General features: G+C 45.6%; 19 protein-coding genes. 3 read left to right on the forward strand and 16 right to left on the reverse strand.

Annotation, left to right across the window (positions count from 1 at the left end; all coding sequences use genetic code 11):
- Positions 1-78: 78 nt before the first annotated feature.
- From DXD06_RS15155 to DXD06_RS17610, 4 genes are read right to left on the reverse strand one after another with little or no spacing between them, the layout of a single operon-like run.
- On the reverse strand, positions 79-570 hold the full coding sequence (locus DXD06_RS15155) for a DNA-deoxyinosine glycosylase (RefSeq protein WP_117832888.1): 492 nt from the start codon (positions 568-570) through the stop codon (positions 79-81).
- Between the two features lie 41 nt (positions 571-611).
- Positions 612-1,505: a TlpA disulfide reductase family protein gene (locus tag DXD06_RS15160; RefSeq protein WP_055263270.1), complete on the reverse strand. Its 894-nt coding sequence runs from the start codon at positions 1,503-1,505 to the stop codon at positions 612-614.
- Position 1,506: 1 nt separating this feature from the next.
- Positions 1,507-2,400 carry a 4Fe-4S binding protein gene (locus DXD06_RS15165; protein ID WP_243001134.1) on the reverse strand — a complete coding sequence of 298 codons (894 nt, stop codon included), beginning with the start codon at positions 2,398-2,400 and terminating at the stop codon, positions 1,507-1,509.
- On the reverse strand, positions 2,393-2,539 hold the full coding sequence (locus DXD06_RS17610) for a CD1871A family CXXC motif-containing protein (RefSeq protein ID WP_022045913.1): 147 nt from the start codon (positions 2,537-2,539) through the stop codon (positions 2,393-2,395). The genes DXD06_RS15165 and DXD06_RS17610 overlap by 8 nt, the downstream gene beginning before the upstream one ends.
- Before the next feature lie 115 nt (positions 2,540-2,654).
- On the opposite strand from DXD06_RS17610, the gene DXD06_RS15170 reads away from it, so the two are divergent.
- Positions 2,655-3,092, forward strand: a complete 438-nt coding sequence (locus tag DXD06_RS15170) for a sensor histidine kinase (protein WP_158569554.1) — start codon at positions 2,655-2,657, stop codon at positions 3,090-3,092.
- A gap of 1 nt (position 3,093) precedes the next feature.
- Here DXD06_RS15170 and DXD06_RS15175 read toward each other — a convergent pair whose 3' ends face one another.
- The gene (locus tag DXD06_RS15175) at positions 3,094-3,477 is read right to left on the reverse strand and encodes a hypothetical protein (protein ID WP_117832896.1); all 384 of its coding nucleotides are present in this window, start codon (positions 3,475-3,477) and stop codon (positions 3,094-3,096) included.
- A 232-nt stretch (positions 3,478-3,709) separates the two neighbouring features.
- On the reverse strand, positions 3,710-4,132 hold the full coding sequence (locus tag DXD06_RS15180) for an SseB family protein (protein ID WP_117832898.1): 423 nt from the start codon (positions 4,130-4,132) through the stop codon (positions 3,710-3,712).
- A 238-nt stretch (positions 4,133-4,370) separates the two neighbouring features.
- Here DXD06_RS15180 and DXD06_RS15185 point away from each other — a divergent pair, with 238 nt between their 5' ends.
- On the forward strand, positions 4,371-5,030 hold the full coding sequence (locus DXD06_RS15185; RefSeq protein WP_117832900.1) for a helix-turn-helix domain-containing protein: 660 nt from the start codon (positions 4,371-4,373) through the stop codon (positions 5,028-5,030).
- Positions 5,031-5,125: 95 nt separating this feature from the next.
- On the opposite strand, the gene carB is transcribed toward DXD06_RS15185, so the two are convergent.
- From carB to uvrB, 10 genes are all read right to left on the reverse strand, one after another.
- Positions 5,126-8,332, reverse strand: a complete 3,207-nt coding sequence (carB, locus tag DXD06_RS15190; protein WP_117832902.1) for a carbamoyl-phosphate synthase large subunit — start codon at positions 8,330-8,332, stop codon at positions 5,126-5,128.
- Positions 8,332-9,402 carry a carbamoyl phosphate synthase small subunit gene (locus DXD06_RS15195; RefSeq protein ID WP_022045907.1) on the reverse strand — a complete coding sequence of 357 codons (1,071 nt, stop codon included), beginning with the start codon at positions 9,400-9,402 and terminating at the stop codon, positions 8,332-8,334. The genes carB and DXD06_RS15195 overlap by 1 nt, the downstream gene beginning before the upstream one ends.
- 167 nt (positions 9,403-9,569) lie before the next feature.
- Positions 9,570-10,154: a GNAT family N-acetyltransferase gene (locus tag DXD06_RS15200; RefSeq protein WP_055067239.1), complete on the reverse strand. Its 585-nt coding sequence runs from the start codon at positions 10,152-10,154 to the stop codon at positions 9,570-9,572.
- Positions 10,155-12,380 carry an SF1B family DNA helicase RecD2 gene (gene recD2 / locus DXD06_RS15205; RefSeq protein ID WP_055067238.1) on the reverse strand — a complete coding sequence of 742 codons (2,226 nt, stop codon included), beginning with the start codon at positions 12,378-12,380 and terminating at the stop codon, positions 10,155-10,157. It abuts the gene before it with no gap.
- Positions 12,381-12,451: 71 nt separating this feature from the next.
- Positions 12,452-12,799, reverse strand: a complete 348-nt coding sequence (locus DXD06_RS15210) for a hypothetical protein (protein WP_117832904.1) — start codon at positions 12,797-12,799, stop codon at positions 12,452-12,454.
- A gap of 38 nt (positions 12,800-12,837) precedes the next feature.
- Positions 12,838-13,656 carry a flagellar hook-basal body protein gene (locus tag DXD06_RS15215; RefSeq protein WP_055067236.1) on the reverse strand — a complete coding sequence of 273 codons (819 nt, stop codon included), beginning with the start codon at positions 13,654-13,656 and terminating at the stop codon, positions 12,838-12,840.
- Between the two features lie 37 nt (positions 13,657-13,693).
- Positions 13,694-14,494, reverse strand: coding sequence for a flagellar hook-basal body protein (locus tag DXD06_RS15220; protein WP_055067235.1), 801 nt, complete (start codon positions 14,492-14,494; stop codon positions 13,694-13,696).
- Between the two features lie 103 nt (positions 14,495-14,597).
- Positions 14,598-15,593 carry a rod shape-determining protein gene (locus DXD06_RS15225; protein ID WP_022045901.1) on the reverse strand — a complete coding sequence of 332 codons (996 nt, stop codon included), beginning with the start codon at positions 15,591-15,593 and terminating at the stop codon, positions 14,598-14,600.
- Between the two features lie 218 nt (positions 15,594-15,811).
- Entirely contained in the window at positions 15,812-18,658 is a 2,847-nt protein-coding gene (gene uvrA / locus DXD06_RS15230; protein ID WP_055067234.1) for an excinuclease ABC subunit UvrA, read from the reverse strand.
- 32 nt (positions 18,659-18,690) lie between these two features.
- On the reverse strand, positions 18,691-20,676 hold the full coding sequence (uvrB, locus tag DXD06_RS15235; RefSeq protein WP_117832906.1) for an excinuclease ABC subunit UvrB: 1,986 nt from the start codon (positions 20,674-20,676) through the stop codon (positions 18,691-18,693).
- A gap of 219 nt (positions 20,677-20,895) precedes the next feature.
- Here uvrB and DXD06_RS15240 point away from each other — a divergent pair, with 219 nt between their 5' ends.
- On the forward strand, positions 20,896-21,906 hold the full coding sequence (locus DXD06_RS15240) for a polysaccharide deacetylase family protein (RefSeq protein WP_022045898.1): 1,011 nt from the start codon (positions 20,896-20,898) through the stop codon (positions 21,904-21,906).
- Positions 21,907-21,934 lie beyond the last annotated feature (28 nt).

The following is a 21,934-nucleotide window of genomic DNA, read 5'->3' on the forward strand; positions in this document are numbered from 1 at the left end:
CTCACGGTCTGGGCGATTTTTCTGTCAGGGGAGTTTTTTTACAGCCCCTTTTTAAATCTTTTATAAAAGGCTCTGTTATCATTGTTCCAGAATCACATGCCACGCCTCACACAGCCGTTCCAGCGACCACGCGGCATTTGCCGGACTTGTGGATGGAAGCACCATCGCTTCGATCCCCGTGACCGGAAACTGGTATCTTTTATAAAGCTGTCCTGCCTTGTTTCCGTTTGCATAAATACGTGTTATGTTCGTTTTTTCCAGAATCATGCCAATATCCGTCGGCTGTACATTTTTAATACTGCTGTCACTTGAGCCTTTGATGTCACAGCTTTGGATCACATCCCACAGGGCAATCCGGTGGGCAAGAAGCATTGCTTTTTTCTCCTCAATTGTATCCGGAACCGGCTCCTTTAAAAGTGTTGCAAGCACTTTCCAGAAACGGTTCTGTTTGTGCCCGTAATAAAAATTGTTTTCCCTTGATTTGACGGACGGCAGGGTTCCTAATATGAGAATTTCGGAAGCTTTGTCGTACACCGGCTCAAACGAATGGACAATGTGTTCATATTCCATGGGATTCTCCTTTTAAAGTTACCACACTATCCGTATCCATCTTACTGCTTATCCTTCTCTAAGATCTGGTCAATCGCAGCTGTCACCTTTTTGTAAACTTCATCACTCGTGATTCCTCCCATGATCGGATCTCCGACAATGTTGCCATTACGGTCAACGAGAACTGTCGTTGGAAATGCCATAATATTTGTTGCGTATTTACCGGCCTCACTGTCCGAATCAAGGGAAAGGTTGGTATAGTCTGCCCCCTGTTTTTTCAGGATGCTTTTTGCTTCCGCAATTCCCTCTTTGTTACCATCAAGTGAATCCGTGTTTACGCCAATGACCTGACCGCCCTTTGCCTTCAGTTCTTCATTTAATTTGTTGAGTGCCGGAAGTTCCTCCACACATGGCGTGCATCCATTAAACCAGAAATTAACAACCGTTACCGCATTCTGTGAAAAAATGCTGCTGTCCACCTTATTTCCATCCAGATCCTTCGCCTGAAAAGACGGAAAGACGGATGTTTCTGCATTCGCGCTTTGGGCGCCGGAATTTTCTGTTCCCATCTGCGCGGTAAGTTCCGTTACCTGATCCTCGATTTTCTTAATCTCTTCGATATCCTTATCCAGCTTTTTCAGGTCTGCCTCCGAAAACTGATCCTTCACATGATCCAGCTGTGTCTCCAGAAACGTTCCATAATTTTGTTCTCCTGCGTCTGCAGCTTTGTCTTTGTCAATGTTATTAAAAACCGTATTCCACAATTCCTGATGTTTCGCAATAATGGCATTTTCCTTTTCGTACAGTTTGTTGAGTTCTGCATTACCAGCCCCTGTATCTTCCGCAGACTGTGCCTGCGTTTCCGTCACATTACTGCCTTTTTCCGAGGCATTGCCACAGGCGGCAAGTCCAAATACCAGAGTCATAACCAGTAACATTACTGTAAGTTTTTTCATTTTAATTAGTCTCCTTCTTCTTTTTTGATTTTTCCGCAAATCCATACTTATAACTGATTGCTTCTACCGGACATTCCTTCACACATGCTCCGCAGCGTATACATTCCGTATGATTTGGATGCCGGACCACATCCACATCCATTTTACAGACCCCGGCACATTTGCCGCAAGATACACATTTACCGGTATCTATATGCATCTGTAAAAGAGATACTTTATTAAAAAGCGCATAGACTGCGCCAAGCGGACAGATCCATTTGCAGAATGGGCGATAAAACATAAGGCTTAACAACACGACCGCAACCAGTATTCCGGCCTTCCATGTAAACAGCTTTCCCAATGCCGCACGGATGCCTGCATTTGCAATCGAAAGTGGAAGTGCCCCCTCTAATACTCCCTGTGGACAGAGGTATTTACAAAAAAATGGATTCCCCATTCCCAGCTGGTTCGTCACCAATATAGGAAGCAGAATAACGAAAACCAAAAGAATTCCATATTTGATAAACCGAAGCGGCTTTAATTTCCGGGTAGATATTTTTTTAAATGGAATCTTATGCAAAAGTTCCTGGAACCATCCAAACGGACACAAAAAACCACACACAAACCGTCCCAGCAGAACCCCTGCCAGAATCAGGAAGCCGGTTATATAATATGAAAACTTAAATTTTGATGAACCAACCACTGCCTGAAAGGCCCCAATCGGACACGCTCCCGCTGCTGCCGGACAGGAATAGCAGTTTAGTCCCGGCACACAGACTGTCTTTGCATTACCACGGTAGATCTCTCCCTTAAAAAAATTCGGCAGATGAATATTCGTAAGAATCGTTGCCACAGCCTGAATCCACCCACGGACATGTGCAAGAACATGTGATGCCTTATGCTTTTTTTTATCCAATGCCAACACACTCCAGACATAATTTAATTGCTTTGGAGAGTACCGTGGCTGCCTCCCCACGCATCGCGCCATAACAAACCATAAGCATTGCTGCTGCAAGGAGCAGCAGCTGTACGGCTGCTTTCTTTTGTAGTTTCATTCCCTTTCATTCCTTTCTTTTTGCTTGTTACAGGTTATCAGCCAACTGTGACCGTCCTGTGTATGAAATTCTAAGATATCCTTAAGAAAATCTGAAGTATCCACGCATCTCCCTTTTGCCAGACAGCTGCGTACCTCTTCTATATCCGAAAGTCACCAGCATTTCCCACGATCTGCGCACGCCGCTGACTGCCATCTACGGCTACCTGGAACTTTTGGAAAAGGAACCGTTATCTGCTGTCTCCCGCCAGTATGTTGCCATCATCCGGGAACGCACAAAGGTGATGACACAACTGACGGAAGAACTGTTCCGGTATTCGGTTGTCCTGTCTGTGCCTTTGGCACAGCCCCTGCAGGAAGTGTCGGTAAATCGCATTTTACAGGGAAGCATTGCCGCAATGTATGCGGTGCTCAAAAGACACCGGATCACGCCAGACATTACCATGACCGACCGGACTTGGGCTTTCATTGCACGGACACTGGTGGAGCAGATGCACGGGCAGATGGATGCCGCTTATGAAGCGGGGAGGCTTGTCATCCGGATGCAGATTTAGTTTATTTTTTTATAAAACAGACCAAAAATAAAGCAACTACAACAACTCCTGTGCCTATGATGATACACCTCTTTGCTGTGGTGACTTCTTTTTGATATAAGCGAAATAATTCTCCGGAATGATTCTTTCTATTATGGAGACCAATCATTGCATAGATCAAAAAGAATGCAACACCGAATATTAAAATTACACTCAGTCGTCCCCAAGCAGAAGGAATGGTGTATTGACCGATTATGATACATAGCAGGATCATAAAATACACGATTTTATTTTGCCCATATCCTAAAGGAAGTTCTTTTTTATAATTTCTATACATCATTTTTCCATAATAAACGATCATGCATATTAAAAATAATAGATAGATTATCATAACCATCATCCTCATTGTATACCTCCTTAATTTTGTCTCATACGAGAAAATGTCACATCCGCCTCCGGATCGGTAAGCTCTATATTGATCCGACTGTTGCGCCGCTCATGAAGCAATAATTGTTATGCTGTCTCTGTGCTGATTCCCTTTTTCTTTCTTCTCATTGGTCTGAACATACTGTTTCCCCGATAGTATCACTGTTCTTTTCGAATCGTATCTCATATAGTTGCAAAAAATATAAAAATTTTCAGTCCGGCATAATAATCCGGATCAGATGTTTATCCAGCATGATTGTCCGGTTCCAGGGATTGATAATAATCCCTGCGATCTCCGGCACAGTAAGTGCTGCTTCAAACATCCTGCTGATCTCTGACAAAAATGTCGACTTCACCTGATCTGCACCTTTTAATTCTTCCTCAAAACTGGTAAACGCCGACCACCAGATTTTACCGTCCGGAGTTCTCACTGTCTGTAACTTCATTTGTGCCTGTGCCGGATCCGGTTCCACAGCAACGATCAGTTGTCCTCCCTCTTTCATCCGCCGCCGGATCACCGTCAACGTATGTGCAAGCTGCTCCTGTGTGGCTTCTTTCTGAAGCGCAAAAATTGCATCTTCTATTCTTTCATTGCCCTTTAATCCCTCATCCTGATATTCATTTTTCTTATTCATATTTCATATCCTCTCTTGTCTGTTCATTCTATTATAAAATGAGTGATTCCTTTTTGAAAGCCATTTCTTTCAGATTCTCCTTTTGGGAGAATTCTTTCGACAGAACCGTCCTTCTCTTTCTCTGAGACAACGAACCTCCAACTCTCCAACTCATAGATTGTATTCTCTGCACGTTTCTTCTATACTGAAAACAGACAGATGCTGCAGCAACTGTCTCTTACGAAATGGAGGTTCCACTATGTCACAAAATAAGATTGGCGAATTTATACAACAATCCAGAAAAGCCAAAGGATTTACACAGAAAGATCTCGGTGACCGGATCGGCGTCAGTGATAAAACCATATCCAAATGGGAAAACGGAAACAGCATTCCTGACACTTCGATTCTGAACGAACTTTGTGCTACTCTCGATATCAATGTCAATGAACTTCTCTCCGGTGAAAAATTAACACCGGAAATTTATTCTATGAAAGCGGAGGAAAATATGATGAACCTTTTAGAAGACAATCAAAAACAACAGCGCTTTACACTCCTTCCCTGTGCAGTGGGTATCGTTTTATTGATCCTTACCGGACTGTTTGCAATATTTACGCATGTGCTTTTACCGGATATGCTGGATCTTTGGGATTTTCCAACACTCCTCATTTACATCGGAATCTGTTGTTCCCTTGTTTTATTGAGCGGAAAGCGCCATAAACAGGAAATCATTCACTTTCTCCGGAAAATTGTGGTACCTGTCGGATGTATCTGTCCTCTGTTGGGGATAAACCAGTTTATTCATCAGTTCCGTGATCCGGCTGATATTGGTTCTTTTGTAGACCAATGTGTCTTATTTGTTCTCTATTCCCTAATTTCCTATGTGATTCTGGTTCTTATCGAACAGCATCTGGACAAATAATCTTTCACATGCAAAAATCCCGCCGTTTCCGGCGGGATAAAACTCCTGTAAAAACAGTCCCTCACCAATAGGCACAGGGGCTGCTTTTATTTATCTTACATATTCTTAACCGTTGCAATATCCACTGGAGTAAGCTCCCCATGAGCGGTCTCTAAAGAACGTGCCAGCGCATTTGCGGTATCCATAGCGGTAATACAGTACACACCGGTCTCAATCGCATTACGGCGGATTAAGAATCCGTCTCTTGTCTTATCACCGTTACCCTGTGTCGGTGTATCGATGACCAGATCAATCTTGTGACCAAGAATCAGATCCATGACATTTGGCGATTCCTGCGAAATCTTATTGACACGCAATGCATTCACACCATGCTCCTGCAAATACTTTGCGGTGCTTCTTGTCGCATAGATCTTGTAACCAAGTGCCTCAAAACGCTTTGCCACACCAACGGCTTCCGGCTTATCCGCATCCTTAACCGTCATGATCATCTGCTTATATTTCGGAAGCTGTACTCCTGCTCCGAGGAATGCCTTGTACAGTGCCTCATTGAATGTCTTTGCGATACCCAGACACTCACCGGTAGACTTCATCTCCGGTCCAAGGCTGATCTCTGCCCCACGCAGTTTCTCAAAGGAGAATACCGGCATCTTGATTGCGATATAATCGGCAACTGGTGCAAGTCCCGGCTCATAGCCCAGACCGCGGATCGTGTTACCGATGATCACTTTGGTTGCCAGATCTACGATCGGAATACCGGTAACCTTACTGATGTACGGCACGGTTCTTGAGGAACGCGGATTTACCTCGATGACATATACTTCCTCGTTCATGGCGATAAACTGGATATTAATCAGACCGACCACATGCAGTGCCTGTGCCAGACGCTTTGTATACTCTACGATGGTATCCTTTACCTTATCACTGATCGTTGGAGCCGGATATACGGAAATACTGTCTCCGGAATGGACTCCGGTACGCTCGATATGTTCCATAATACCAGGAATGAGAATGTCGGTTCCGTCACATACGGCATCGACCTCGATCTCCTTACCCTGTAAATACTTGTCTACGAGAATTGGATGATCCTGTGCAATACGGTTGATGATTCCGATGAACTCCTCGATTTCCTCATCGTTAAACGCAATCTTCATTCCCTGTCCGCCAAGTACATAGGAAGGACGGACAAGAACCGGATAACCAAGACGGTTTGCAACTTCTTTGGCTTCCTCTGCGGTGAATACGGTTCCACCGGCTGCTCTCGGAATATGAGTCTTCTCCAGAATCTCATCAAAAAGCTCACGATCCTCTGCGGCATCGACATCCTCTGCCTTGGTTCCAAGAATCGGAACGCCCATCTTCATAAGCGCCTCTGTCAGTTTGATCGCTGTCTGTCCACCGAACTGTACCACAGCTCCGTCCGGTTTCTCAATATTTACGATGGACTCGACATCCTCTGCGGTCAACGGCTCAAAATACAGCTTGTCTGCAATATCAAAGTCGGTGGAAACGGTCTCCGGGTTGTTGTTGATAATGACGGTCTCCCAGCCTTCCTTTGCAAATGCCCAGGTACAGTGTACGGAACAGAAATCAAACTCGATACCCTGACCGATACGGATCGGACCAGAACCAAGAACCAGAACCTTTTTCTGCGGTGTGGTCTCTGCAGCCTCGTTCTCACTTCCGTAAACACTGTAGTAATACGGTGTCTCTGCGGCGAACTCTGCGGCACAGGTATCCACCATCTTATATGCTGCAACGATACCGTTTGCATAACGCATCTGTTTAATCTCTTCCTCGGTCTTTCCGGTAAGCTCTGCGATAACGTTGTCCGGGAACTCGATTCTCTTTGCTTCTTTTAACAGATCTACCGTCAGTTCTTCGCTCTTTAAGCGCTGCTCCATCTCTACCAGGATTGCCAGCTTGTCGATAAACCAGCGGTCGATCTTGGTAATTTCATAAATATGATCATAGGAAACGCCGCGGCGCAGTGCCTCTGCGATCACCCAGATTCTGCGGTCATCGACCACATGAAGCTGTGCCTCCAACGCTTCATCGGACAGTCCGGTAAAATCATAGGACATAAGGCTGTCCACATGCTGCTCCAGGGAACGGATGGCTTTCATCAGTGCGCCCTCGAAGTTATCACAGATACTCATAACCTCTCCGGTTGCTTTCATCTGTGTACTTAACGTTCTCTTTGCAGTAAGGAATTTATCAAACGGAAGTCTCGGGATCTTCACTACACAGTAGTCAAGCATCGGCTCGAAACTTGCATAGGTCTTCTGTGTGATGGCGTTCTTGATCTCATCAAGTGTGTAGCCTAATGCAATCTTTGCGGTAACCTTTGCAATCGGGTATCCGGTTGCCTTAGAGGCAAGAGCGGAAGAACGGGATACACGAGGGTTTACCTCGATGACACAGTACTCAAAAGAATCCGGATTCAATGCATACTGCACGTTACATCCACCGGTGATCTTTAACTCATTGATAATATTTAATGCAGAACTACGAAGCATCTGGTACTCTTTATCCCCGAGTGTCTGGGAAGGTGCCACTACGATGGAATCTCCGGTATGCACACCAACCGGATCGATGTTTTCCATGTTACATACGGTGATGCAGTTTCCGTTCGCATCACGCATTACTTCGTACTCGACTTCCTTCCATCCTGCGATACAGCGCTCAACCAGTACCTCACCGACACGGCTTAAACGGAGTCCGTTGCTTAAGATATCGACCAGTTCCTGCTCGTTATGGGCGATACCGCCACCGCTTCCGCCGAGGGTAAATGCCGGGCGGAGCACAACCGGATATCCGATCGTATTAGTAAACTTGATACCGTCTTCTACGGTATTTACAACCTGAGAAGCTGCACAAGGCTCACCAATCTTTTCCATGGTATCCTTAAATGCCTGACGGTCCTCTGCCTTAAAGATGGTTTCTGCGGTCGTACCGATCAGTTTTACTCCGTGCTCTTCTAAGAATCCGGACTCTGCCAGTTCCATACCCAGATTTAATCCAGCCTGTCCACCGAGTGTCGGAAGGATGCTGTCCGGTTTTTCCTTTAAAATAATTTTTTCAAGAACCGGAAGTGTCAGAGGCTCAATGTATACCTGATCCGCAATCTGCTTGTCGGTCATGATGGTGGCAGGGTTGGAGTTTACCAGACACACCTCCACGCCTTCTTCCTTTAAGGAACGGCATGCCTGTGTTCCTGCGTAGTCAAACTCGGCTGCCTGTCCGATGACGATTGGTCCCGAACCGATTACTAATACTTTTTTGATATCTTTATTTCTTGGCATTACTGATTCCCTCCCATCATCTGAATAAAGCGGTCAAACAGGTACGAAGAGTCCTGTGGTCCCGGGCATGCTTCCGGATGGAACTGCACGGTGAAAATATTCTTTCCGACATACTCTAAGCCCTCGTTGGTTCCGTCATTGACATTGACGAATGCAGGCTTTGCAACCTTCGGATCAAGGGTATCGGTATCTACCACATAGCCATGGTTCTGGGAAGAAATGTAAACACGACCGGTTGACAAATCTTTCACTGGATGGTTTCCACCACGGTGTCCGTATTTCATCTTGTGTGTATCCGCTCCGTTGGCCAGTGCCATGAGCTGATGACCGAGACAGATGGCAAAGATCGGTACGTCACTTGCATACAGTTTCTTTAATTCCTCGATGATCGCTGTGCACTCTTTCGGATCTCCAGGTCCGTTGCTGAGCATAATGCCATCCGGATTGGCTCCAAGGATTTCTTCCGCCGATGTGTGTGCCGGGTAAACCGTCACCTCACAGCCACGAGCATTTAACGATTTTGCGATATTGTTCTTCGCACCGAAATCCATCAGTGCAACTTTCTTTCCGCTTCCCTTTAATACATTCTTCTCGCTGCAGGTAACTTTATCCACAACGTTTCCAGTTGTATATTCTTTCAATTTCGGAAGAATTTCATCCAGATTATAATTTTCATTTGTCGTGATCATTCCGTTCATGGTTCCCTTTTCGCGGAGAATCTTGGTAAGCGCACGGGTATCAATTCCTGCAATTCCCGGAATATCATGCTTTGTCAGGAAATCCTGAATGCTTCCCTGACAGCGGAAATTGCTCGGCATACGTGAAAGCTCTCTTACAATATATCCGTCCGGCCACGGTCTGGCGGATTCCATATCCGGTGTAATTCCGTAGTTTCCGATCAGCGGATACGTCATCACAACCGCCTGTCCTGCATAGGACGGATCTGTAAGTACCTCTAAATATCCGGTCATTGAGGTATTAAATACGATCTCACTGATGATTTCGCGTGTAGAACCAATGCTTGTACCTGTAAACACGGTTCCGTCTTCCAGTATCAAAAAAGCTTTCATTCTTTGCCCTGCCTTTCTTGCATCTTGGCAAAAAAAAAGAGAGAATCTCTTTTTTTTACCTTGAGTTAGCTTTACCTAAATTGTAAAAATTTTATCACAAATCGTCACTTTTTTCAACCTTTTTTGCAAGAGAAAAAAGTGACATATTTTATGAATAAATATACATATTATACAATTCCATGCATCCACAATACCATGAACCCGACAGCAACTGCCGCACAGACTGCCAGACCGCCAATGCTGGTTCCAAGGATCACGCCGGATGGAATTTCTTTCTTTTCATATATCGCGCGTGCCACGGTTTTTGCCTGCATCGGAACAAACGAACACGGCTGTGTTACCTCCATTGGATGAAACCGGCGTTTTGTGAAATAATCCGCTGTCCATGCCGGCATTGCCGATAACGTCACCCTCTGTAACTGATATTGATTTGCCGCATACGCCTTCATTTCTTCCAACAGACATCTGCCACATCCTCTGCGCTGGAATACCGGAAGCACATACAGCATGGTAATATGTCCCTCTTTCTGCATTCCTGACATGGCGATCATATGCCCCTGTTCAAAAATTCCCCACATGGTGAGAGTTCCTTCTGCAATCATGTTCCGGATGTTTGTGTTTTCCGTATATTGCAGAAATATATGAATCATTTCCAGATCCGTGATCCGCGCACGCAGACAGTAATCAAAGACACCCCTTGCAATACTGAGCGCTTCCGGAATCTGATCTTCCGTTAAAATCTGTGCTTTCATTTACGCTTCCTCCTTATTTTCCAACAGCCGGTCCTTCAGACCGCTGTAACGTCTCTGTTGGGAATTATTCTCAATCATTTGTTCAAATGTTGTATCATCTCCCACTATCGTAACACATTTCTTTGCTCTTGTAACCGCTGTGTACAATAAATTCCGGTTCATAAGCATGCGGGGGCCGGAAAGAAGCGGAATGACAACGGCCGGATACTCCGATCCCTGTGATTTATGGATCGTCACAGCATACGCAAGTTCCAGCTCATCCAGCAGTTTGTACGAATATTCCACCATACGCCCTTCATCGAAATTTACCGTGATGGTCTCTGCAAAATCATTGATCTCTTCAATAATTCCGGTATCTCCGTTAAACACCCCGGTTCCTTTGTCTATGCAGAGTCCATATTTGCTGCGGATCTCCCATTCCAGCTGATAATTATTTTTGATCTGCATGACTTTATCGCCTTCCCGGAAAACGATCGCCCCATGCTCTTTCTCCTTTTTTCTGTCCGATGGCGGGTTCAGATACATCTGCAGAATCGTATTGAGACGTTCTACTCCGAGCAGCCCTTTCCGCATAGGCGTAAGCACCTGAATATCGTATTCGCTTGCCCCCACAAATTTCGGAAGTTTCTGCTTGATCAGCTGCAGCGTAACGTTGATAATTTTATCTGCCTCATAACGCTTCAGGAAAAAGAAATCCATGCTCTTGTTATCCAGGCTGACTTTTTCTCCCCGGTTAATCTTATGCGCATTGACAATAATATCACTGGTGCTTGCCTGTCGGAAAATTTTTGTCAGCATTACCGTAGGAAACATCTTCGAATCAATAATGTCCTTCAGCACACTTCCCGCCCCTACACTCGGCAGCTGATTCACATCTCCCACCAGGATTAGACGCGTGCCCGGTAGAATTGCTTTCAGAAGGGAATTCATCAGGGAAATATCCACCATCGACATCTCATCAATAATGATGAGATTGGTCTCCAGCGGATTTTGTTCATTGCGCTCAAATCCGGCATTTCCTTCCATTCCGCCATTCAGTTCGAGCATCCGGTGAATCGTCCGTGCCTCATACCCGGTGGTTTCGCTCATGCGCTTTGCTGCCCGTCCGGTCGGTGCCGCCAGCATAATATCTTCTCCGGATAATTCAAAATACCGGATGATCGTATTGATCGTCGTTGTTTTTCCCGTTCCGGGACCTCCGGTAATCACGAGAACACCGTTTCTTACGGCTTCCTTTACCGCTTCTACCTGATGCTCATCAAGATCCATTCCCGTCTTCTTTTCAATCTTTCGGATTCTGTCCTCAATTTCGATATCCGGAACATCAAACACAGCATTCAGCTGTGTCAGACGGGTAGCGGTATTTGCCTCCATATAAAAATAGGTTGCCGCATAGATCTGCGTACTGTCTTCCACCTGGCGCATAATGATCTTGCGATCCATCGCCAGATTCATGTAATGCTGCTCGATGTGCTCCGGGTCTACCTCAAGAAGCCGGCTTGCCCGCTGCGTCAGTTCCTGCATCGGCAGATAGGTATGCCCCTCTCCAGCAGCCTGCAGCAGCACATACTGGATACCGCTTCGAATCCGGAAATCGGAATCGGTGCGGATTCCCACACGGGATGCGATCTCATCTGCCGTGCGGAATCCGACCCCTTCCACATCATCTGCCATACGATATGGATTTTCTTTCAGTATTCCGTATATTTCCTGCCCGTATGTTTTATATATTTTCACTGCAAGTGTGGTATTGATCCCGTATTGCTGCAAAAAAATCATTGCCTGCCGGAGATCTTTTTTCTGATTCACCTGATCCGCGATTTCCATAGCCTTTCTCTGGCTGATGCCTTTGATCTCCGCCAGCCGCTCCGGTTCTTCTTCAATGATACGGAAGGTATCTGCCTTGAATCTTCGAACAATCCTTGCCGCTAAGGCAATTCCGATCCCTTTGATCGCCCCTGATCCCAGATACCGCTCAATTGCTACCTCATCCTGTGGTGCCTTTTCTTCGAAACTCTTTACCTGAAACTGTCTGCCGTAAGTCGGATGTTCTGTATAACTTCCCTTTGCCTTAATGTTTTCTCCCTCGGCAATATCCGAAAATACCCCCACACAAGTCTCTTCTTCTTCGTTACACACCAGAACAAGTACGGTATATCCGTTGTCTGCATTTCGATAGATGATGTGATCTACATATCCTTCAATGCTCTCAAGATTCTCTTCCAAAATATGTTCCCCATTCTCTAAAAAAGAGACTGTTGTAAACAGTCTCTCCTCTTTTCTTTGTGCTGATGTTACTACTGGCCAATATTACGTTTCATCTGCTCATACAGTGTCTGTGTATAGCTTTCTCCGATCTGATCCACCATTTCATCTGCCACCGTCTCGATTGCCTGATCCATATACAGATCTTTGTACTGTGACATCGTAGAATCCTCGTCATCATCCGAGGTAAATGTATCTTTCATCTGTTTGATGACCTGCTCCACAAAATAAGATTCAAAATCTTTGATGACACCTTTTAATTGTTCCTCTGAAGAGTCCGATGAAATATTCTTTAATGAACTCTGAAGAGAATTGCTCTGCTCTGCACTTTTGTTTGCATTTGCAACCGTATAATTTGTACTGATTGATGAAATATCCATAGTATATCCCTCTTATGTAAGTAATTCCGAATCGCTGCCTATCGTTTCAGGTTATTTGCCGTCTCCAGCATGGAATCCGAGGTCGTGATTGCCTTGGAATTTAATTCATATGCGCGCTGTGCAATGATCATATTTACCATCTCATCAGCAACCTGTACATTTGAAGCTTCGATGTAGCCCTGATATACACCGGTCTTCGTCAATCCTGCATTTTGTCCCTCCAGCATCGGATTTCCCGAAGCTGCAGTCGCTGCAAGTTTGCTTCCTGACATTTTCTCCAGTCCTGCCGGATTGTTAAACTGATAGATTCCAAAAGACTGGTTTAATGACACTACATTACCGGTTGCATCTTTATAGCCAATCGTTCCATTGCTCGAAAATACCATGCTTTCCGAAGATACGCCTCTTGGCACACGAATGGTATTTCCTCTGGAATCCAATACCGGAAGCCCCTCTGAGGTTGCCAGAATTGTGTTTCCATTCGAATCCTGACTCCAGGAGAAGTTACCGTTTCTGGTGTAATATGTCTGTCCATCCACACCCCGCACGGCAAAGAATCCCTTTCCTTCCAGTGCAAAATCGGTCGGAATCTCTGTCTCTTCACGCGCCCCCTGCGTATAGTTGGACATGGTCGCTGCCACTCTGGTTCCGAGTCCTACCTGTGCACCTACCGGTTTATTGGCACCATTTGCCGTCGTTGTCTTTGTCTGCAGTGTCTGGTACAGTAAAGATTTAAACTCGGTACGTTCCGTCTTATAACCTGTCGTATTCACATTGGACAGGTTATTTGAAATTGTATCCAGATTTGTCTGCTGCGCAATCATTCCGGTTGCCGCAGTATAAAGTGATCTCATCATACGCTTCTATTTCCTCCTTGCGGTCTTTCAGCGGCTATTATACTTTACCGACATTGTTAACTGCCCGGTCAAGTGTTCCATCTATGGAAGTGATTACCTTCTGTCCTGCCTCATAGGCTCTCTGAATTGTAATCATATTTACCATCTCATTTACAACATTTACATTGGAAGTCTCCAGTGTGCCCTGCTCTATATTGGCATCTGTTGCAATCCGGTTCCCTCCCGGAAGAAGGTTATACAGATTCTCACCGTATTTTTCAAGATAGTCATAATTATCCACGTCCACCATGCCAATCGTTCCGACAATCTGGTTATTCTGCATGACATATCCCAGTTTATTCACGGTAATCGCAGCATTTGGATCCAGACGTATATAATTATTCTGACCCGGATCGCCATTCATTGCACCAGTGGCATTTAAAACATAATCGCCATCCTTCGTCACCAGATACCCCTCTTTATTTACGGTAAAGGCTCCATCCCGCGTATACTTCACGGAAGTATTTCCCTGCTTGTCCGTGAATGCCACGGCAAAAAAACCATTTCCTTCAATCGCAAAATCTGTGGTGTTATCTGTCACCTTGAAATTTCCCGTGGAATAATCCGTATATACCTGCCCAAGGTGAACCCCATATGTAATATCTCCAAGCTTTTTCGGAATCCCCATGTTAGAAGAATCCTTAATGCGCAAAGACATCTCATCGGCAAAAGTACGACTCGTCGTTCCTTCTTTTTTATATGCTGTTGTGTCTGCGTTTGCCAGATTATTTGCCAGAATATCCAGACGCTTCATTTCGTTTACCATTCCCGTATGGGCGGTATACAATCCTTTTACCATTTATGACACCTCAATTTTCACAGTTTTAATTTATATCGGCCAATGCCCTCACGAGCTTTATAGACATGCGATAAAAAGTGCGCATAAACGCGCACTTTATGCATTAATCCTCGTCTCTTTTTCCTGCAAGGAATTCTACATATTTTCCGGTTCCGATTGCTACACAGGTCATAGGATGCTCTGCGGTCATCGTGTTGATTCCGGTACGTTCTTCAATCAGTTCCTCCAGACCGCGAAGCAAGGAGCCGCCACCTGTCAGGACAATTCCCCTGTCTGCAACGTCTGCTGCCAGTTCCGGTGGAGTTTTCTCCAGTACGGAATGTACAGCTTCCACAATCTGTAATGTTGCCTCACGCAGAGCTTCCTCTGTCTCCTCAGAGCTTACCGTAATGGTTCTTGGCAGACCGGTTACCAGATTACGGCCACGGACATCCATCGTCTCATTCTGTGCCAGTGGGTAGCATGTACCAATTTTGATCTTGATATCTTCTGCGGTACGCTCACCGATCAAAAGATTATGTTTCTTTCTCATATAGCGGACCAGGGCTTCGTCAAAATCATCTCCTGCAATTTTCACGGAAGTGCTCACAACAGAACCACCCAGAGAAATGACTGCGATATCCGAAGTACCTCCTCCGATATCTACGATCATGTTTCCGCATGGTCTGGAAATATCAATACCGGCACCGATTGCTGCTGCAATTGGTTCCTCAATAATCTCTACTTCACGGGCTCCTGCCTGATAAGTTGCATCCTCTACGGCTTTCTTTTCAACCTCTGTAACACCACTCGGTACACAGACGCTGATGCGCGGCTTACGAAAGCTCTTCTTTCCAAGTGCTTTCTGGATGAAATACTTGATCATCTTCTCTGTGACGGTATAATCTGAAATCACACCCTGGCGAAGAGGACGGACTGCCACAATGTTTCCCGGTGTTCTTCCAAGCATCAGTCTTGCTTCCTCACCGATTGCTTTAATTTTATTGGTATCTCTGTCAAATGCAACAACGGAAGGCTCTTTTAATACAACACCTTTTCCTTTAATATATACTAAAATACTCGCAGTACCTAAATCAATTCCGATATCTGATCCGATCATCCCAAATGCCCCTTCCTATTTTCTTTTTATCTTTCTTTATCAAAATCTGATCTGCGTTTATGGCGCAAATCTGCAGTTAATCATATTTTTATGCATACAGTAACATTATATACAATTCATCCCATTTTTCAAACATTTTTTTATAGGTTAAAGCATTTTAATTAAATTTTAAGGAATCTCTCTGTTCCCGGGACAAAAATCTGTGCATTTTCGCTATTTTATACGTTCTTCGATTCCAGATACGGTTTTAAAAACTGACCGGTATACGATTCCGGAACTTTGCAGATTTCCTCCGGAGTCCCCTGTGCAATCACGGTTCCGCCACCGTCACCGCCTTCCGGTCCCATATCAATGATATAGTCAGCCGTCTTGATGACGTCCAGATTATGCTCGATGACGACAACTGTATTTCCGCCGTCCGAAAGCTTTCTAAGAATCTCCACCAGCTTGTGTACATCCGCAAAATGCAGTCCGGTGGTTGGCTCATCCAGTACATAAATGGTTTTTCCCGTTCCTCGTTTGCTCAGTTCTGTGGCAAGTTTGATACGCTGCGCTTCTCCTCCGGATAATTCTGTGGAAGGCTGTCCCAGTTTTACATAGGAAAGTCCGACATCGTACAGTGTCTGAATCTTTCGGTGGATCGTTGGTACATTTTTGAAAAATTCCAATGCCTCTTCCACCGTCATATCCAGCACGTCATAGATCGTCTTTCCTTTATAGCGCACTTCGAGTGTTTCGCGGTTATAGCGCCTGCCACCGCAGACTTCACACGGCACATACACATCCGGCAGGAAATGCATCTCGATCTTTATGATACCATCTCCGCTGCAGGCCTCACAGCGTCCTCCTTTGACGTTGAAACTGAAACGTCCCTTCTTATATCCACGTGCCTTTGCATCCGGAGTTGCCGCAAACAGATCACGGATCATGTCAAACACACCGGTATAGGTTGCCGGATTCGAACGCGGTGTGCGTCCGATCGGTGACTGATCAATATCGATAATCTTATCCAGTTGTTCCACACCCAGAATATCATCGTGATCTCCGGGGATGCAGCGTGCCCGGTTTAAAGTTCGCGCCAGATGCTTATACAGAATTTCATTGGTCAGGGAACTCTTTCCCGATCCCGATACTCCGGTGATACAGGTCATGATACCAAGCGGAACCTGCACATCAATATTTTTCAGATTATTTTCCCGCGCTCCTTTGATGGTAAGAAATCCGGTCGGTCTGCGCCGTTCCGATGGTACCGGAATCTTCATCCGGCCGCTCAGATAAGCGCCGGTAATGGATTTTTTGCATTTCATGATATCCGCCGCAGTACCGGCCGCAACGACTTCTCCACCATGTACGCCGGCTGCCGGACCAATATCCACAATGTAGTCGGCCGCACGCATGGTATCCTCATCATGTTCCACGACAATCAGCGTATTTCCCAGATTCTTAAGATTCATCAGTGCATGCAGCAGCTTGTCATTGTCCCGCTGATGCAGTCCGATACTCGGCTCATCCAGAATATATGCCACGCCGACCAGTCCGGAACCGATCTGGGTAGCCAGGCGGATGCGCTGCGCCTCTCCTCCGGACAAGGTTCCGGTCGCACGTGTCAATGTCAGATAATCCAGACCTACCTCCTGCAAAAAGCCCACACGGGCACGGATTTCCTTTAAAATCTGATTGCCGATGAACTGCTGCTGTTCCGTCAGCTGCATTTCCGCCAGATATTTCACGAGATCCTTTACCGACATATCGGTCATCTCATATATATTTTTGTCTGCAACCGTAACCGCAAGAGAACTCTGCTTCAGACGCTGTCCATGGCAGGCAGCACACGGTGTAATACGCATAAACTGCTCATATTCCTGCTTCATCGTGTCCGATCCCGTCTCCCGGTAACGGCGCTCGACATTTTTAATAAGGCCTTCCCAGTTCAGATCATAGACGCCTTCTCCACGCTGTCCTTTATAATGCACCTTTAATATCCGGCCATCTCCGCCATGAATGAGCATATGCCGGATTTCTTTTGGCAGATCTTTATATGGTGTATCGAGAGAAAATCCATATCCTTCCGACAACGCTTTTAGGGTAGCATAGGTATAGCTGGACGGATCGGTGCAGGACTGCCAGCCCATTACCTGAATTGCCCCCTCGGAAATAGACAGTGTCTTATCCGGAATCATGAGATTTTCATCAAACTCCATCTTGTAACCAAGTCCGTAGCAGACCGGACAGGCACCAAACGGATTATTAAACGAAAAACTTCGCGGTTCCACCTCATCCACACTGATTCCGCAATCCGGGCACGCAAAATTCTGGGAAAAATTCATTGGTTCCCCGTCCACCACATCTACAATCGCATTTCCCTCGGTCAGCTCAAAAACATTTTCCAGGGAATCGGTCAGACGCTTTTCAATTCCGGGTTTTACCACCAGACGGTCTACCACAATATCAATATTGTGTTTGATGTTTTTATCCATCGGAATTTCTTCCGAAAGTTCATACATATTTCCGTCCACGATCACACGCACATAACCGCTTTTTTTTGCTTTCTCGAATAATTTCTGATGTTCGCCCTTACGCCCGCGCACAACCGGCGCAAGGATCTGGATGCGTGTGCGTTCCGGCAGTTTCATCACGGCATCTACCATCTGATCGATCGTCTGTTTCTCGATGGCACGTCCACACTTCGGACAATGTGGAATTCCTATGCGGGCATACAGCAGTCGAAAATAATCATAAATTTCCGTCACGGTTCCGACGGTGGAACGCGGGTTTCGGTTCGTCGATTTCTGGTCAATGGAGATTGCCGGCGGAAGTCCCTCAATCGACTCTACATCCGGTTTTTCCATCTGTCCTAAGAACTGTCTTGCATAGGAAGACAAAGACTCCATATAGCGCCGCTGGCCTTCCGCATAAATTGTATCAAATGCAAGTGATGATTTTCCCGATCCGGACAATCCCGTTAAAACAACAAATTCATCTCTCGGAATATCTACGTCAATTGCTTTTAAATTGTGCTCATTAGCCCCACGTATTTTAATGTACTTTCTCTGTTTTCTCGGCATTTTATTTCCTCCTGTCGGTAACGTCCCTGTTTTTATTTTTCAATATCACGCAGCATATTTTTCAGTGACACCATCTTATCACGATACTCTGCCGCCGCCTCAAAATTGAGTTCTGCGGCAGCTTTCTTCATCTTCTTCTGGATATCCCCGATCAGTTTTTCTAATTCCCTGCGGCTCATGGATTCCGGATCTTTATCAAATTCCATCTCCTCTGCTGCCACTTTTTTGGAGATTGCAATCAGATCACGCACCGATTTCTGGATGGTCTTCGGTGTGATTCCATGTTCCTCATTGTATGCCTGCTGAAGCTTGCGGCGGCGCTCCGTCTCATCAATGGCCACACGCATGGAATCCGTGATCTTATCCGCATACATGATTACATGTCCCTCACTGTTTCTTGCCGCACGTCCGATGGTCTGGATCAGTGAAGTCTCGGAACGAAGGAATCCTTCCTTATCCGCATCCAGAATCGCCACAAGCGTAATCTCCGGAATATCCAGTCCCTCCCGCAGCAGGTTGATACCGACAAGTACATCAAACACGTCCAGACGCAGGTCACGGATAATCTCTGCACGCTCTAAGGTATCAATATCCGAGTGCAGATATTTTACACGGATGCCAAGTTCGCCCATATACTGTGTCAGATCCTCCGCCATACGCTTGGTCAGTGTCGTAATCAGCACTTTATGGTGATTTTTCGTCTCTTTGTTAACTTCCCCGATCAGATCATCGATCTGCCCCTCCACAGGACGAACGGAAATCTCCGGGTCCAGAAGTCCGGTCGGACGGATAATCTGCTCCACACGCAGCAATTCATGCTCGTTCTCATAGACATTCGGCGTAGCTGATACAAACAGCATCTGATCAATCTTGCTCTCAAACTCTTCAAAATTAAGCGGGCGGTTATCGAGTGCGGACGGCAGACGGAATCCATAGTCCACCAGTGTCTGCTTCCGTGAGCGATCCCCTGCATACATTCCACGCACCTGTGGAATCGTAATGTGGGACTCATCCACAATAATCAGAAAGTCGTCCGGAAAATAATCCATCAGTGTCTCCGGCATTTCTCCCTCGGCACGTCCTGCCAGATGGCGGGAATAGTTTTCGATGCCGCTACAAAATCCGGTTTCCTTCATCATTTCAATATCAAAATTCGTGCGCTCCGCGATACGCTGCGCTTCCAGCAGCTTATCTTCACCCTTAAAATACCTGACCCTCTCTTCCAGTTCTGCCTCGATACGGTCACACGCTGCGTTCATTTTTTCCTGTGGCACCACATAATGGGACGCCGGAAACACAGCCGCATGCTTTAATATACATTTGATCTCCCCGGTAAGCACATCCACCTCCGTAATCCGGTCGATCTCATCTCCGAAAAACTCCACACGGATCGCCGTGTCGGTATTATTCGCCGGAAAAATCTCCAGTACATCGCCATGCACCCGGAACGTACCACGCTTAAAATCCATCTCGTTGCGCGTGTACTGCATGTCAATGAGTCCCTTGATCACATCATCGCGGTCAATCTCCATTCCGGGACGCAGGGAAACCATCATGTTCATATAGTCATCCGGACTACCAATGCCATAGATACAGGATACGGATGCTACGATAATGACATCTTTTCGCTCCGCCAGCGCTGCCGTGGCAGAAAGGCGCAGCTTATCAATCTCATCATTTACCGCGGAATCCTTCGCTATATAAGTGTCCGACTGCGGCACATACGCTTCCGGCTGATAATAATCATAGTAGGAGACAAAATACTCAACGGCATTCTCCGGGAAAAATTCTTTCATTTCTCCGTACAGCTGCCCCGCCAGTGTCTTGTTGTGGGAAATAATCAGCGTCGGCTTATTCAGCGCCTGAATGACATTTGCCATCGTAAAGGTCTTTCCCGAACCGGTCACACCCAGCAGTGTTTCAAACTGGTTGCCTTCTTTGAATCCTTTGACTAATTTTTCAATTGCCTGCGGCTGGTCACCGGTTGGCTCATATGGGGCATGTAATTTGAACTCCATAATGCCCTCTCCCTTCTCAAATTTATCGTAAAATTAACTTTATTCCATGAAAAAAAAGATAAAATCCATATCTTTATAGTCTGCACATATATGCTAATTTTACTACAAAGATCTGACTTTGTCTATCTCAATCAGAACATTTGTTCTCATCTTTCTTTTTGCCTGTAAAGTGTGTATGATAACAGCAAATACATGTCACAAAAGATAAGGAGATTTTGTATGAAAAGAAGAAAAGAATTTCATTTATTTTCCCTTGGAATATTGTTATTTACCCTGACATTAACCATAGTTTCAGGCCGGATTGCTATCCATGCGGCAGATCTGAATACAGAACTGCCCGCAAATGACTCCACGGAAATTTCTTCCGAAATTCCAACGGAAACACCGGTGGTTCCTTCCACGGAAAATCCCAAACCGGTATTGCAGGGACTTATCCATGATAAAAACGGACATTTCTATTTTTATCAGAATGGAAAAAAGCTGAAAAACCGTTGGAAAAAGGTTGGCAAGAACAAATACTATTTCGGGAAAAACGGACAGGCAGTTACCGGGAAAAAGAATATTTCCCATTACTTATGTTACTTTAATAAAAAAGGGGTTCTGACACGCAAAATTGATAAAAACAAAAAGATGGTTGCCCTCACTTACGACGACGGACCATCGGTTTATACCCCAACTATTTTAAAAACCCTGAAGAAAAATGATTCCGTTGCCACATTTTTTGTGGTGGGCAGCCGCGTATCGACTTACTCCAAAACCGTACAGAAGGCTTATGACAACGGGTGTCAGATTGGCAATCACACTTATGATCACAAAATTCTGACCCGGGTTGGGAAAAAGGAAGTTCAAAAACAGGTTTCCAAAACCAATCGTGCCGTCAAAAAAGTAATCGGTATAAATCCGGTTGTGATGCGCCCTCCGGGAGGTGCCACCAGTTCCAACATCAAATCATGGGTGGGAATGCCTTCCATCATCTGGTCCATCGATACCTTAGACTGGAAAACGCGGGATTCCGCAAGTACCCAGAAAGCCGTACTGAACCATGTAAAGGATGGAGATATCGTACTGATGCACGATCTGTATAAAGCGACCGCCACTGCCTCCCAGACAATCATTCCGGAACTTACCAGACGCGGATATCAGCTCGTCACTGTCAGCGAACTTGCAGAGTGCCGGGGCGGCATGAAACAGAACAAATCTTATTCTAAATTTCCAAAGAAACAAAAATAGTGTCAGGCAGTGAACGATTTTACAAAAA

Origin of the sequence: Roseburia sp. TF10-5 (genome assembly GCF_003462365.1) — a bacterium.
Classification (GTDB): Bacteria; Bacillota; Clostridia; order Lachnospirales; family Lachnospiraceae; genus Roseburia; species Roseburia faecis.